Genomic DNA, 14,165 nt, shown 5'->3' with positions numbered 1-14,165 from the left:
AAGTTTCATTATTACTTTACAAAACTTAATTTTAACAGGAAAACAAAGCAAACCCTAGTAAATAGCTTGCTTGTGACGCCTTCTTATTAAGCTTTAAAAGAAACATAGTGAAGAAATAGAGTTATTCGTCTTTATCCGGTGGAATGAGCGCACGGATATGACGGGGTAAAATATCTATCACAAACGGAGTTGTACAACCTTCATCTCCATCAATGTTACTAGATAACGGTTCATTCGTTTTAATAGCTACCTTTGTCGTTTGAACTACTTCAACAGCTGGGTCCTCTTCCAATTTCCCCCTGATTACAGAAGTGGCAATACGAACAAATCCAGGTAACGCAGCATTTTTCACGATATAAAGGTGCAGTAGCCCGTCATCTGTCAAAGCTTCTGGTGCGAGTTTTTCAAATCCGCCTACTGAATTAGTCAATGCAACTAGTATTAATTTTGCTTCACCAGACCACGTTCCATGATCATGTTCGACTTCAAAATAAGTTTCCGTATCAGCGGAGATTGCTTTTACTCCTTCGATAAAGTAAGCTAGCGCCCCTAATTTAGTTTTTTTCTCAGGATCTACGTCGTATGTAGATTCTGCTACATCTCCGATTGCTAATATATTCATAAAGTAGTGATCGCCAACTTTAGCAATATCTACTCTTTTCTCATGACCTGTTTTGAGTGCTTCAATTGCTTCGGGTGGATCTAAGGAAATTCCTAAAGCACGCGCAAAATCATTAACGGTGCCCAGCGGGATTAATGAAAACAAAGGTTCATGTGGCTGTTCCGCTATTCCCGAGACAGCTTCGTTAATGGTACCATCGCCGCCCATTGCTACGATGAAATCATATTCCTTTTCGCAAGCTTCTCTTGCGAAATTCGTAGCATCTTTTTCTTTTTCTGTTTCTCTTGTATCTACTTCGTATCCCATTGAGGCAAGCGTTTCTTCTACTTGTCCACGGTACTCAGAAGCACGTTCTTTTCCCGACGATGGATTTAATATAAACATGGCTTTTTTCATCATATGACCTCCGATGGTATAATATAAGCAACTATAGCTGTCTTTCCCCTTACATCAAGATGCACAAACCAAAATAACTGCAATTTGTTTAGGAAAGTAGGAACTGCCTTGCGTATTTTTATTTACCTTATTATCTTTTTTTCTTTCTTCGACTTGTTTGCTCAACTTCCCATCATAAGTCCTTACGCGGTATCGTTAGGCGCAAGTCCTTTTATCGCTGGATTAGCAGTCGGCATGTATTCGTTATCTAATACTTTCGGAAATATTATTTCTGGAATTTTCTCAGATCGCAAAGGACCATTTGCCATTTTAGTAATTGGCTTATTGTCCACAAGTGTTACGCTATTTAGCTATTCGTTAATCGATGATCCCTATAGTTTGTTAGCGGTGCGATTTCTTCACGGCCTTGCAGCTGGATTAACAGTTCCGGCCGCTTTCACCTACTTAGCTAACCGAACAAGTTCGGACAAGCGTGGGAAAGAATCTGCAGTATCCGGCGCATTTATTGGTTTAGCAGCCATTCTCGGTCCTGCGTATGGCGCCATTTATACAAGCCGTAATAGTGTTCCAGATACCATGTTGTTAACCGGAATCCTACTTTTCTCTATTGGTATCGCTGCATTCTTATTATTGCGTCAAACGCTTATAAAAAAGGGAAACACACCTAAACATCCCTCTTCTCTATTAGATATTTTGAAAAATACTGGCTTACTCCGTTCTTTTTCAGGTGCTTTTTTCTTGATGTTCTCACAAGGGGTTTTGGCTTACATGCTTCCTCTTAAAGTTAATGCGCTCGATTTAGACTCTCAACTCAGTGGTTTATTGTTAAGTGCCTTTGGAATTTCTGCTATATTGGTATTCTTACTTCCTGTTAATCGAATTTTTGACCTTGTTAAACCGATTTACACATTAATCGCAGGATTTACGGTCATGGGCACTTCCTTGTTTTACATAAGCTCCGTATCAACTGAACCTTTACTCTATATCGGCATGTGTACCTATGGCATAGGCTTTGCTTTATTATTCCCTTCTATCAATTCTATTTTGATTGATTCGACTAATATCACTTCCCGCGGACGATCTTACGGTTATTTTTATGCGTTTTTCTCTGCAGGTGTGGTGGTTGGTTCTGGTATCACTGGCGCTCTAGCATTAAATCCAAATCAAGGATTTATTGTTAGTGGTTCCTTATTGCTTATGGCCGCTATTACAAATGGACTGACTTTCAAAAAATAATTAGTATAAAAAAAGGATGGTCAGAGACCATCCTTTTTTTATAAGTTATCCGTATTTACTTTGTTTTCAGGAGTAGCAGAATCTGTATTTTCAGCCTTTTCTTCGCTTACGTCATTTGATGATAGCTTTACATCTTCTGAATCTGTTTCTTCTTTCTTTTGTTGTTGCTCATTATAATACTGAATAGTCGTTGTTGCTCCACCTTCTGCAACCATATCCTCTTGTGGATCCTCTAAAGTGTCGGATGGTTCATCGGGATTTGGATTTGTGTTTCCTGACTTATCTAGGTTTTGTGATTCCATATAAGAGTTCACCTTCACTTTCGCATCATTGAAAGCCTTTGTGGCTTTTTCACGGTTTTCAGGATTTTTAAAATATGCATATGCTCCAGCAGCTAAACCTGCCATTAGGAGACCTCTTCCTCTTGCCATTTTGCAGCACTCCTTTTTCTCTTTTCGTATTTGTCTAATACCAATGTTTACCCTAATATTTATGCTGTTAACCCTTTTTTATATGTCAAAAACATTACATTTCCACACGAGTTCGTTTCATGTCTACGTGAGGAATGCCGTCTTCGTCATAGCTTTCTGATATTGGCTGGAATCCAAAAGATTCGTAGAACTCCTGCAAATAAACTTGCCCTTGCAGTTTAATCGCCTCAGCATGCCATTCAGTTGAAATGTATTCAATGCTGCGCTCTAGCAACTCTTTTGCCAAACCACGTCCTCTGGCATCTTTATGTACAATAACGCGACCTATAGAAGGTACTTCATATTTGGCACCAGCTGGCACTAAACGAGCATAGGCTAACACATCTTCCTTTTCTCTACACACAAGGTGAACCGACTGCTGATCCAAACCATCCAACTCTGGGTAGGGGCAGTTTTGCTCCACTACAAACACATCAACACGCAACTTAAGCACGTCGTATAATTGTCTTGCGCTTAAATCGTCAAATTGACAAATCTTCCACTCCATAAAACACCCTCCCTTTGTTTTTACTTATTCTACATTAGTGGCTATTCCCCTCTTTTTTTGGTATGATTGCATAAAGAATTTTAGAGGTGATTGCATGATTCGCACCGGTACATCCGCAGATATCACATCTGTTCAGGAAATTGCCAAAGTTAGTTGGAATGACACATACGCTGGAATCATTCCCTCAACAGTCCAAGAAAGTTTTCTAGATAAATCATATTCTACTCCTATGATGGAGATGCGTTTAAAGAGAACCATTATATTACTTGCAGAACACGAAGGAGAGCCTGTCGGGTTCGCCAATTTCACGAAAGTCGATGAAGACGGCGATGCTGAACTGATTGCTATTTACATGAAACCTGAATTTCAACGTTCTGGTTATGGCAAACAATTGTTCACGACTGGCTTAAGCCATTTACTTAATGGCAACCAGCTATTCGTTTATGTTGAAAGCGAAAATAAGAAAGGCCGTAACTTCTATGAAGCAAACGGCTTTCAGTTTTTAGAAGAATTCGAAGAATTATTCGAAGGACATCCTTTGCAAACTGCTAAATATGTTTACGATTTAAAAGCCGCTACCTTATAGGTAGCGGCTTTTAAATCGTAACTTTATAACGGACGATAAGGTGTGTCATCGTCTTTATGCGTTGTATGTTCGTTATGAAACGAATCTTCTTTACGGTGGAACTCATCTTCTTGATACTTGAAATCATCATCACGCAAGTTCTGTTTACTTTGCACTCGCGGTTTGCGAACAAAGCACATAATAGCTGCTATATAAAATAGAATAGACGTTAATGATAACAACCCTGCAAACAAACCTGCCAAGATAAATAAAACACCTGCTGCAGATGCGTTCCCTTTTTTACGAAGATTTACAATAGCAATAATTGCTAGTACTGTGCTGAGTGCTAACGCTGCGATCATAACCCACCCCATAACATTAAAACCTGAAGACATCATGTCCATCATCATTTCTACTTCTTCAGGGTTTGTCATAGTTGGATCTGCTCTCATTGCATCTTCGATAGATTGTCGGAATTCTGGTGTACTGGAGTAACTTGCCATCGCAAACCCAATTAATGCCATTGCTAAAATATTAAATACGATTCCGATAATACCAAGAACTTTTTCCCCTGCTCTATTTACGGTCTCCTGAACCATTCTCTTCACCCCTTCTAATTAGCTTTGTACTCACAAAACAAAAATTAATGCCTTTCGTCTTCTTTTCCCTTAATAAAGTTAATAAAACCTGTTTAACGAGCTCTTAAACGGGTAGTTTACTAATAACAAAGAATAACAAAGATTTGAAAGGGGAGCTAAATAATGGAAAAAAATCTAATTTTTAGTCAAGCTGATTTTATGTACGGTGTTGGTGGAGCTTCAATTTTAACAGCTATCGTTTTCTTAATGACAAGCATTTAAAACGGAGGAACCCAATGAAAAACTACATAGTAGAGCATTAGCAAAAGCAATCCACTCAATTGATAGCGGATTGCTTTTTGTGTGTCTATTTTATATTTTAATATCGTCATAGTCGTTGTAACGATCAAAAGCAGATACTGCGTAAGAACAAACAGGTTCTACCTTATAATCATGTTCACGAGCAAAGCTTGCGGTTTGGTCTAAAAGTTTTTTAGCCAATCCTTGATGGCGAAGCGATTCGTCAACAAACGTATGCTCAATAACCATCACATCCGCCAATTGCGTCCAAGCGATTTCACCTTTCATTACACCTTCATCTTCAAGGCGATAAGCAAATTCATCACTACCTAATTCAACTAATTTAAAATCCATTTCCTTTTTCCCCCTATTCTACTCGGTGTCCAGTGGTTTTAAGGACGCTTCGATTTGACTCCGCTTAACTTCTAGAAATGGCGGTAACGCAAGCCCATTTCCTAAACTGTCAATCGATTCATCAGTTGCAAATCCTGGACCATCTGTCGATAATTCGAAGAGAATCCCATTAGGTTCCCTAAAATATATAGCCTTAAAGTAATAACGGTCAATTTCTCCTGAAGTCATCAAACCATTTGACCGCAAATGCTCATTCCATTTGTGATAGTCTTCATCCGTTTTGATGCGAAACGCAACATGATGGACACTTCCTCTTCCGGGACGTTCCGGCGGAAGGTCCGACCGTTCTTCTAAATGTATTTCGCCAGCAGGACCGCCATCTCCTGTTGAAAAGACTAAAATATCTTTTTGACCTTCTACAGTTGATGGATATTCTCCTATTTGTTCAAATCCCATAATGGTGGTTAGGACAGCTGCTGTTTTATCGCCCTTTCGGACCGTTAATCGAACAGGACCTAATCCAACAATCGCAAATTCTTCTGGCACGCCACTTTTTGTCCACGGAATGCCGTATTCGATTCCACTGCCATCGTCAACGACTAACATTAATCTAGAGCCTTCAAAATCTTGAAATGTTAAAGTCGAACGATTGAAGCGTTGCTCTACTTTTCCGTGAGGCACGTTAAATCGATCAAATCGGTCTACCCAATAATCTAATGCCTCAACGTTTTTCACACGAAATGCCGTATTGCTAATACTCGATACACCAGGATGAGTACGTCCTGCCATAGGAATATCAAAATACGTCATATCCGTACCTGGCGTCCCAACAGCATCCGCATAAAACAAGTGATAAGAAGAAGGATTATCTTGATTGACTGTCTTTTTAACTAAACGCAACCCAAGAATCCGAGTAAAAAAATCATGGTTGGCAACAGCATTGGCTGTTATCGCCGAAACGTGATGAATACCTTCCAACTTCATTCATACCCCTCCCCATTTATCTCCAATTCAAGATATTAACTTTATACTATCACTGACTTTTGTTCTCCTCAAGATATTGAGCTTTAACAAAAAAACAGGCAATCCTTTTTAAAGGTTTGCCTGTTTTCATTTAGTTGAACCAACCACTTACTGTATCCGCTATATTTTTAAAGAATTTTTTTACACTTGCCCAAAATCCTTCGTCATTAACGATCGTAGTGATTTTATCTTCAATGGTTTTGCTCAAATCTTCCAGTTGTGTAGACCATTTTGAGAAATCGATATCTAGTTGACGAATGCGATCCATTAAATCCACTAATAACTGACGATCCTCCGGACTCAACTCAATTTGAAGCTTATCTAATTGCTCTTCAACAATTTGTTCTACTTCTTCACGCGAAGCCGGATTTTTTTCAGCAATTTGCTTTTTAATTTCTGTTAACAACTCGCTAACTTCATCGTCCCCAACGCCACCGTCTACAAGCTCCGTAGCTACTGTCAATTCATCGTTAGCTACGTCAGTACGTTCTGGATCTAGTGCTTCTCCATTTACTTCGTAAGCTTTATAAATTCCGACCAGAGCTGAATGCCCTGTAACGGCTTTTGGTGCCGCTACTTCTACTGTTGCGTTTTCAATGCCAGCAGTCAACATGGCATTGGCATACATTTCTGTTGTTACTTGTGTAATATTATCAGGTGTTACGATTTCAATGACCAAGCCCGCACCTTCATCTTTACGTGTGATTTTGGCTGATGAATACATATTGGCACGAGAATCACCGTCTTTAATGTACTTGATCAAATCTTGACCCGTTACTTCAATTTCTTCTACATCTACTTCCCCTGCAACATCTAAGCTCTCAGCTACAGATGCTTTTTCATCAGCTGATAAATTGCCACCGTAAACGACGATTGGCAAACCAAACTTCTCATTGATGCCGACATTTGCCGAACTATAGGAAGGTAGTACAACTGATAGTGTAAACAGTAATGCTATAACAGTAATTATTTTTTTCATTTGAACTTGCCCCTTTCTTCAAATTAATACGAAATTAACTTGAAAAGGTTCCTTTACTTCGTCGACTTTGTCCATCCTTCTTCTTGGATGATTTGACGGTTTTTGTACAACTTACCGAGTGCTCGTTTAAAAGCAGCTTTACTCATACCGAAAATTTCTTGGATTTCGTCTGGTGAAGATTTATCCGTAAATGGCATTTTTCCGCCTGACTCTTCTAAATAACGCATAATTTCTTCGGCATCGTCTGCTAACCGTTCTTGTTTTCTAGGAAGTAACGAACCGTTCAATGTACCATCATCTTTTACGCCGATAATGCGTACTGTTTTTTCTTCTCCTAAGCGTGGTTCTTCACTCCGCTCTGTTTCATGGACAAAGATTCGGTGCATCTCTGGTACTGACAACATAAATGTCCCAACCGGCAATAGACGATAAGCACGCGCTTGTACATTTTGGTTGAAAAGAGTTTCTGGAGCTGGCGCCATCAATTCCAACACCTTTTCTTCTGTAGCTAAACGTCCATATAAATCACCGTGGCGATCTGTACGAAGCGTCATAAAGATATGGTCACCTTGTTTTGGCCACAATTCCAAAATTTGCGGAAGATCTGCTGGTAATAAATAAACTTCGCGTGTTGTACCGATATCGACTACCGCTCCTTCACGCTGTGATACTTTCAAGACTTTTGCCCAGCCATATTCACTTGGCAAAATATGTGGAATCATTGGTGTTGCCGAAACGCCCCCTTGGCGATTGCGGTAAAGAAAAACTTCAATTTCCTCTCCAATCTCCTGACCTTCTTCTATTTCTGATGCATTCATCATTACTTCATCGCCTGAACCATCTGATAAGATCCATTGTGACGTTGAACGATCTTTTACTTGTAATGTTGCTTTTAACCCTGGGTGTAAAGCCATAATTAGTTCCTCCTATTATCTTTAACTTTCTTTTCCTGTTGCTTTCATTTGCTTAAGTTTTTCCGTAAAATCCGGGCTTTCTTCCAGTAGTTGGACCAAATCAGCAATCCGGTCGATTGAATTCCAGCTCAAATGATGTTCAATACCTTCAACATCTTCATAAATCCGTTCTTCATCTACACCGATCAACTGTAGAAACTGTTCCAGTAAGCCATGTCGTTCTAATAGCCGCTTGCCTAATTTTTGACCTTTTGGCGTCAACACGAGACCTCTGTAACGTTCGTATATTAAGTATCCGTCTTTATCCAGCTTCTGTACCATTTTAGTCACAGAAGAAGGCAACACGGATAAGGCCTCCGCGATATCTGATACACGCGCATAGCCCTTTTGCTCAATTAAAGAATAGATGATTTCAATATGGTCTTCCATACTTGGAGTAGGCAAAATTCTTTCCTCCCTCACTTAGCTATGTTCAGTTTACTATACCACCATCATTGAAACAACTGGACTGAGTTCAGCTAAAACAATTCACTTTTTCAGAAAGGTTTAAGGTAATTATCTCTGGGGTACGTATTACTATAATCAAAATAGTGATTACAGAAAGGTTAGGTGAAAAACATGGCACGTATTCTTTGGATTATTCTTGCAGTTGTTATTGTAGTATGGCTTATCGGATTCTTAATGGACGTAGCAGGCGGTCTAATACACATTTTATTAATTATTGCTGCAATCATTTTAGTTATCAATTTGGTTACCGGTCGTAAAGGTTTATAACCATAGCATGAAAAACACATAAAAGGTTGACCCAAGAGTCGTGATAAACGGCTTCAGGGTCAACCTTTTTTGTTGAGTCAGTTTCTAAGCAAAGGCAGGAAAGGAAATTTCATACTTCCCGATCTTGCGTTTGCAAAATGCTATTCTTCTCGAATTTTGGCATATACGCATGTATCACGAAGTTTGTTATCTACTCGAGATATCGAATCGTTACGTAAAACACCTTCCAATTCAAAATTCAGGCGGTTCGCCACTGCACGGCTTCGGACATTGTCTGGGTCGCAGCGAATTTCGACACGGTTTGCCCCTAACTCTTCAAAAGCAAAACGTGTAATTCGGTCGACCGCTTCTGAAACAAATCCTTTGCCTTCAAAGCGACTGTCTACCCAATAACCAATTTCAAATTTACGCACTTCCCAATCGATGCGATGTAATCCCGTAGAGCCGATAAATTGCCCGGTTTCTTTTAAGAAAAAGTGCAGACGCAAATCTTTACGCAATTTAAAATTTGCTTCTGCTTCAATTAATGTTGCTTCAATTTTGGCAAGTTCAGGCTTTTGTTGCGCAAACTGTAACCAAGGTCGAAACGACTCTAGTGAATGCATAACTGCTTCATAATTAGCCTTTGCATCTTCTCTTTTTGGTGCCCGAATCAGCAGTCGTTCTGATTCAAATTCTTCCGGAAAATCGAGTAAGACCGGATTGAATGGCGGTGCTTTCGTTTCAAGTACAGCATCATCCCATAGAACCGGCGTAGTAATCCCTGCTTGCCAGTCTTCACGCGTCATGCCATAAATTACTGCATCGTAATACCGATTTTCTCGCGGCGAAAACCAAGCTTGTCGCAGATGAGCTTCTTTAACAAAACCCGTTCGTTCAAACGCTTTACGCATCGCAAAATTATCATGGCGTGTATTGCCTTCTAAACGAATTTTCTTTTCTGGTAGCGAAAAAACATAATCCGCTACCATTTTCAAAGCTTTAGGTCCATAACCTTTGTTTCGATAAGGATCCGCAATTCTCAAGTCAAACAATGGAATGTCGTCTTGCAGATCAAATATTTGTACCAAGCCCACTTGTTTTTTATCTTCGTTTTCAATCCAAAACGTTGTGACTTGGTCTGATTTATAGCCGCCCTCTTCAATTGTTTTCTCAATTAAAGCCCGGACTGGGTGTTCATGCCCGTGAAAAGGCCAAGAATTTGTTGTCATAAAATGAATTAGCTGTTCCTGCTCTTCCATTGTCCATTCTGTTAATCTCAATACATAACCTCCAAACGTACCTCACTTCTGAACTTTCACAAGACGTAACGCATTTAAAATCACCAATAGCGTGGCACCCATATCCGCAAAGATTGCGATCCATAAAGTTAACCAGCCAGGAATGATTAAGAGCAATGCCATTACCTTGAGCCCTAATGCAAAGACGATGTTTTCTTTTATTATACGCAATGTCTTTCGGCTGAGTCGAATTGTATATGGAAGTTTTTCCAAATCATCCGCCATTAGCGCAATATCTGCTGTTTCTAACGCTGCATCTGTCCCTGCTCCGCCCATTGCAATTCCAATACTTGAAGCAGCTAACGCAGGGGCGTCATTAATGCCATCCCCAACCATAGCGACTCGCCCATATTGTTTTTGAAGATCTTTTATCGCTGCTAATTTGTCTTCTGGCATGAGACCGGCTCGAACATCTGTGACCCCGATTTCTGAACCAATGGCGGTTGCCGTTGTTGGATGATCTCCTGTCAGCATGATGGTTTGCTCGATTCCCATTGCTTTTAACTGCTTAATAATAGATGGACTTTCTAAGCGAATAGCATCTGCTATTGCGATAATGCCCAATAGTACGGTTTCAGAAAACACGGCAGTAACAGATTTTCCACTCTCTTGAAGTTTACGCGCTTTTTCAGGAATACGTAAGCCCTTTTCTTCTGCCCAATTTAAACTGCCAACGTAAATGCTTTCATCATTGACTGTGGCATAGGCGCCTTTTCCTGTAACCGACTTAAAGTTCTCAGAAGGATACGTGCTTGCCGCTTTTTTAGAAATCGCTTTTGCTAACGGATGCTGTGACATGGTTTCTACAGATGCTGCTAGCTTTAACACTTCTTCTTCTAGAATAGTGCCTTGTGCGATTACGTCTGTTACTTCGGGATAACCTTTTGTTAATGTCCCAGTTTTATCAAAAGCAATCGCCTTAATCTGCCCTGTTTCTTCTAAATGGATGCCCCCTTTAATGAGGACACCTTGTCGTGCCGCATTACCAATCGCCGTTACAATCGCTACTGGTGTTGAAACAACTAAAGCACATGGACAGCCAACAACAAGTACTGCTAATCCTTGATAAACCCACAACTCCCAGTTACCCGTTATAAAGCCAGGTACTAGCGCTACTAAAAAAGCAATGACAATAATTGCAGGCGTATAATATTTAGCAAATTGATCGATAAACTTTTGAGTTGGTGCTTTTTCAGCTTGCGCTTCTTCGACTAAATGAATAATTTTAGCAATTGTCGTATCTTCAACTCGTTTCGTAACAGTGACTTCTAACGCACCTTCTTCGTTCATGGTGCCGGCAAATACTTCATCTCCCACAGATTTAACCGCGGGAAGCGATTCCCCAGTAATCGCTGCTTGGTTAACAGCAGACTCTCCGCGAAGAACTGTGCCGTCCATCGCAATTTTCTGTCCGGGCTTGACGATTAAAACGTCTCCGATGCGAATATCTTCTGTATCCAACTCGATCAATTTACCCGCACGTTGGATTAACGCTCGTGCTGGTGCTAAATCCATTAAACTGCGAATCGACTGACGCGCTTTGTTCATCGAAAATGACTCTAATGCTTCACTAACAGCAAAAAGAAAAACAACAACTGCTCCTTCTCGCCATTCACCAATAATGACCGCACCAATAATGGCGATAGTCATTAACGTTTTCATATCAAACTGAAACTCACGTAAGTTTTTTAAGCCAGTCCAGAACATATGGTACCCACCAATTGCCATGGAACCTGCAAATAATGTGATGGCCCAAGGGTTTGTTTCACTCGCTTGAAACGAAACAATAATCCCCGCGATTAACAATAGTAAAGAAAAAGCTGTCTCTACTGTTTGTCTTCGTTGATAAAATGGAACCACCTTAATTTTTTCTTTTTCCGGATAAACACGAATATGATCAAAAGCCCCCGCCTTTTCAAGTGCTTCAATTGATACATCGCCATCAATTGTTAGTTTAGAAGCGCCAAAATTTAAATTGACATTTTTTATATTAGGCAACCCTCGAACATTTTTTTCGAATTTGGCCGCACAACTTGTACACGATAAATTTTCTAGCCGGTAAGTTTTAACCAATTTCCACACCTTCTTTCGTATGTTCATGAGCAATCATTACCAATTCGCGGACATGGTTATCTGATAAAGAGTAAAAGATTTGCTTTCCTTTACGTTCTGATTTCGCTAATGCACGGTCACGTAAATAACGCAGGTGATGAGAAGCTGTGGCATTGGACGAGCCAATTACGGCCGCAATGTCACACACACACATTTCTTCTTCTATTGTTAAAGCATAAGCAATCTTTAGTCTTGTTTCATCCGCCAATGCCTTAAATAAATTTGCTACATCCACAAGATCAACCATATTCTCTTTCACTCGGTCGACAAGCTCAGAATTGACGTTGGTCACTTCACATAACTCTTTCATGGGACACCTCTTTCATTCAAATAAGAATTTGATTGTTTTCTTCAGTATATTCGCTCAAACCTCCACAGTCAAACCTGCGTTTGAATGAATTGTATTTACATCTGAAAAAAAAGGTGATACAGTTTTATAGCCTATAATTGAAAAAACATTTTCCGCTTGTGGAAAAGGAAAAAAGAAGAAATTTTTCTTATTGCCTACTTTCAACAAACTGCATACTGATTTACTGGATACGGTATTAATACAAATTAATATAGAAGGAAGTGGGAATTTTTGAATACTTTATCTTACAAAGAGCAATGGTTCGGTAACATTCGCGGAGACATTTTAGCCGGAATTGTTGTCGCACTTGCGCTTATACCAGAAGCGATTGCTTTCTCTATCATCGCTGGGGTTGACCCGATGGTTGGCTTGTATGCATCGTTTTCCATCTCTGTGATTATCGCCTTTGTCGGTGGTCGACCGGGTATGATTTCTGCCGCAACAGGTGCTATGGCACTTGCAATGGTGCTATTGGTCCGCGATCACGGATTGGATTATTTACTCGCAGCTACTGTTTTAACAGGTGTGCTGCAATTGATTTTCGGCCTTTTAAAGGTTGCGCGTTTTATGAAATTTATCCCTAGAGCAGTTATGATTGGTTTTGTTAACTCATTAGCGATTTTAATTTTCATGGCTCAAGTGCCGTTTATTTTCGGCATTAATACGATTACTTATGTTTTTGTCGGTGTTACGTTGGCGATTGTTTATATTTTGCCTCGCTTTTTCACTGCTATTCCGGCTCCATTAATTGCTATCCTCGTATTAACAGGTGTTGTTATTTACACGGGTATTGATATGCAAAATGTCGGCAGTCTTGGCACGATTTCACAAACATTGCCAAGCTTCTTCATTCCAAGCGTGCCGTTTAACTTTGAAACTTTGCAAATCATTTTCCCGACTGCATTGGCACTTTCTGTAATCGGTTTACTAGAGTCTTTATTAACAGCATCAATCATTGATGATGCAACAGAAACCGGATCAGATAAAAACCAAGAAGCACGTGGACAAGGGATCGCGAACATCATCACTGGATTCTTCGGCGGAATGGCAGGTTGTGCGATGATTGGACAATCGGGCATTAATGTTCGTTCTGGTGGCCGTGGACGATTGTCGAGTTTTGTTGCAGGTGTGTTTTTGATGTTCTTAATTATTGTTTTGGGCAACTGGGTTATTCAAATTCCAATGCCAGTTTTAGCCGGTATTATGGTAATGGTGTGTATCGGTACTTTTGACTGGGGTTCTTTCAAGTATTTAGCGACGGCTCCAAAAGCTGATGCAATTGTTATGTTGTTAACGGTTGTTGTTGTTGTTTATACACATGATTTATCTAAAGGTGTATTCGCTGGTGTTATTTTAAGTGCAGTACTGTTTGCTGCTAAAATTTCCAAAGTCGAAGTGCGCAAAGAAGGATTGGAAAGCAATGTGTCGAATAGATATACGATACATGGACAATTATTTTTCGCCTCTTCCCAAGACTTTGTCTCTGAATTCGACAACGTAGAAGTTTCGAAAGAAGTTGTTTTAGACTTTACAGATGCTACTGTTTGGGACGACTCTGGTGTCGGTGCGATCGACCGAGTTATGAACAAACTACAAGCTCAAGGGCAAACTGTTACAATTGTCGGGTTGAACTCTTCAAGCCAAAAGCTTGTTGATAAGTTAGCTACTTACAGCAATGCGGGTAAAGGTACATCATAAGGAGGAT

At 39.9% G+C, this 14,165-nt stretch carries 16 protein-coding genes; 4 read left to right on the top strand and 12 right to left on the bottom strand.

The window, feature by feature from the left end:
* Nucleotides 1-121 precede the first annotated feature (121 nt).
* On the bottom strand, nucleotides 122-1,018 hold the full coding sequence (locus BCM40_RS02530) for a diacylglycerol/lipid kinase family protein (RefSeq protein ID WP_065527288.1): 897 nt from the start codon (nucleotides 1,016-1,018) through the stop codon (nucleotides 122-124).
* Nucleotides 1,019-1,126: 108 nt separating this feature from the next.
* Here BCM40_RS02530 and BCM40_RS02525 point away from each other — a divergent pair, with 108 nt between their 5' ends.
* Complete coding sequence (locus BCM40_RS02525) at nucleotides 1,127-2,254, top strand: MFS transporter (RefSeq protein ID WP_065527289.1); 1,128 nt, start codon at nucleotides 1,127-1,129, stop codon at nucleotides 2,252-2,254.
* 38 nt (nucleotides 2,255-2,292) lie between these two features.
* On the opposite strand, the gene BCM40_RS02520 is transcribed toward BCM40_RS02525, so the two are convergent.
* Both BCM40_RS02520 and BCM40_RS02515 read right to left on the bottom strand, forming a co-directional pair.
* On the bottom strand, nucleotides 2,293-2,685 hold the full coding sequence (locus tag BCM40_RS02520) for a hypothetical protein (protein WP_065527290.1): 393 nt from the start codon (nucleotides 2,683-2,685) through the stop codon (nucleotides 2,293-2,295).
* 94 nt (nucleotides 2,686-2,779) lie between these two features.
* Nucleotides 2,780-3,232 carry a GNAT family N-acetyltransferase gene (locus tag BCM40_RS02515; protein ID WP_065527291.1) on the bottom strand — a complete coding sequence of 151 codons (453 nt, stop codon included), beginning with the start codon at nucleotides 3,230-3,232 and terminating at the stop codon, nucleotides 2,780-2,782.
* A 94-nt stretch (nucleotides 3,233-3,326) separates the two neighbouring features.
* On the opposite strand from BCM40_RS02515, the gene BCM40_RS02510 reads away from it, so the two are divergent.
* Nucleotides 3,327-3,818 (top strand): GNAT family N-acetyltransferase, encoded by a 492-nt coding sequence (locus BCM40_RS02510; RefSeq protein WP_065527292.1) that lies wholly within the window; start codon nucleotides 3,327-3,329, stop codon nucleotides 3,816-3,818.
* A gap of 23 nt (nucleotides 3,819-3,841) precedes the next feature.
* Here BCM40_RS02510 and BCM40_RS02505 read toward each other — a convergent pair whose 3' ends face one another.
* The 6 genes from BCM40_RS02505 to mntR all read right to left on the bottom strand — a co-directional run bounded on the left by BCM40_RS02505 (nucleotide 3,842) and on the right by mntR (nucleotide 8,389).
* Entirely contained in the window at nucleotides 3,842-4,396 is a 555-nt protein-coding gene (locus BCM40_RS02505; protein WP_065527293.1) for a DUF4064 domain-containing protein, read from the bottom strand.
* 351 nt (nucleotides 4,397-4,747) lie between these two features.
* Complete coding sequence (locus BCM40_RS02500; RefSeq protein ID WP_065527294.1) at nucleotides 4,748-5,029, bottom strand: GNAT family N-acetyltransferase; 282 nt, start codon at nucleotides 5,027-5,029, stop codon at nucleotides 4,748-4,750.
* Nucleotides 5,030-5,047: 18 nt separating this feature from the next.
* On the bottom strand, nucleotides 5,048-6,013 hold the full coding sequence (locus BCM40_RS02495; RefSeq protein ID WP_065527295.1) for a ring-cleaving dioxygenase: 966 nt from the start codon (nucleotides 6,011-6,013) through the stop codon (nucleotides 5,048-5,050).
* Between the two features lie 130 nt (nucleotides 6,014-6,143).
* Complete coding sequence (locus tag BCM40_RS02490; protein ID WP_008432356.1) at nucleotides 6,144-7,031, bottom strand: DUF1002 domain-containing protein; 888 nt, start codon at nucleotides 7,029-7,031, stop codon at nucleotides 6,144-6,146.
* 53 nt (nucleotides 7,032-7,084) lie between these two features.
* Complete coding sequence (locus BCM40_RS02485) at nucleotides 7,085-7,945, bottom strand: CvfB family protein (protein ID WP_065527296.1); 861 nt, start codon at nucleotides 7,943-7,945, stop codon at nucleotides 7,085-7,087.
* Nucleotides 7,946-7,966: 21 nt separating this feature from the next.
* Nucleotides 7,967-8,389, bottom strand: coding sequence for a transcriptional regulator MntR (mntR, locus tag BCM40_RS02480; RefSeq protein WP_065527297.1), 423 nt, complete (start codon nucleotides 8,387-8,389; stop codon nucleotides 7,967-7,969).
* Between the two features lie 174 nt (nucleotides 8,390-8,563).
* Between mntR and BCM40_RS16365 the strand changes: the two genes are divergently transcribed.
* Complete coding sequence (locus BCM40_RS16365) at nucleotides 8,564-8,719, top strand: lmo0937 family membrane protein (RefSeq protein WP_008498786.1); 156 nt, start codon at nucleotides 8,564-8,566, stop codon at nucleotides 8,717-8,719.
* A 140-nt stretch (nucleotides 8,720-8,859) separates the two neighbouring features.
* On the opposite strand, the gene BCM40_RS02475 is transcribed toward BCM40_RS16365, so the two are convergent.
* From BCM40_RS02475 to BCM40_RS02465, 3 genes are read right to left on the bottom strand one after another with little or no spacing between them, the layout of a single operon-like run.
* On the bottom strand, nucleotides 8,860-9,981 hold the full coding sequence (locus BCM40_RS02475) for a GNAT family N-acetyltransferase (protein ID WP_065527298.1): 1,122 nt from the start codon (nucleotides 9,979-9,981) through the stop codon (nucleotides 8,860-8,862).
* A gap of 21 nt (nucleotides 9,982-10,002) precedes the next feature.
* On the bottom strand, nucleotides 10,003-12,099 hold the full coding sequence (locus BCM40_RS02470) for a heavy metal translocating P-type ATPase (protein WP_065527299.1): 2,097 nt from the start codon (nucleotides 12,097-12,099) through the stop codon (nucleotides 10,003-10,005).
* Nucleotides 12,065-12,421, bottom strand: a complete 357-nt coding sequence (locus BCM40_RS02465) for an ArsR/SmtB family transcription factor (RefSeq protein WP_065527300.1) — start codon at nucleotides 12,419-12,421, stop codon at nucleotides 12,065-12,067. Before BCM40_RS02465 ends, BCM40_RS02470 begins: the two co-directional genes overlap by 35 nt.
* 270 nt (nucleotides 12,422-12,691) lie before the next feature.
* On the opposite strand from BCM40_RS02465, the gene BCM40_RS02460 reads away from it, so the two are divergent.
* On the top strand, nucleotides 12,692-14,158 hold the full coding sequence (locus BCM40_RS02460) for a SulP family inorganic anion transporter (RefSeq protein WP_065527301.1): 1,467 nt from the start codon (nucleotides 12,692-12,694) through the stop codon (nucleotides 14,156-14,158).
* The last annotated feature ends 7 nt before the right edge of the window (nucleotides 14,159-14,165 follow it).

The organism is Planococcus donghaensis, from assembly GCF_001687665.2.
Classification (GTDB): Bacteria; Bacillota; Bacilli; order Bacillales_A; family Planococcaceae; genus Planococcus; species Planococcus donghaensis.
Note: the sequence above shows the minus strand (reverse complement) of the source record. Positions and strands in the feature narration are given on the sequence as shown.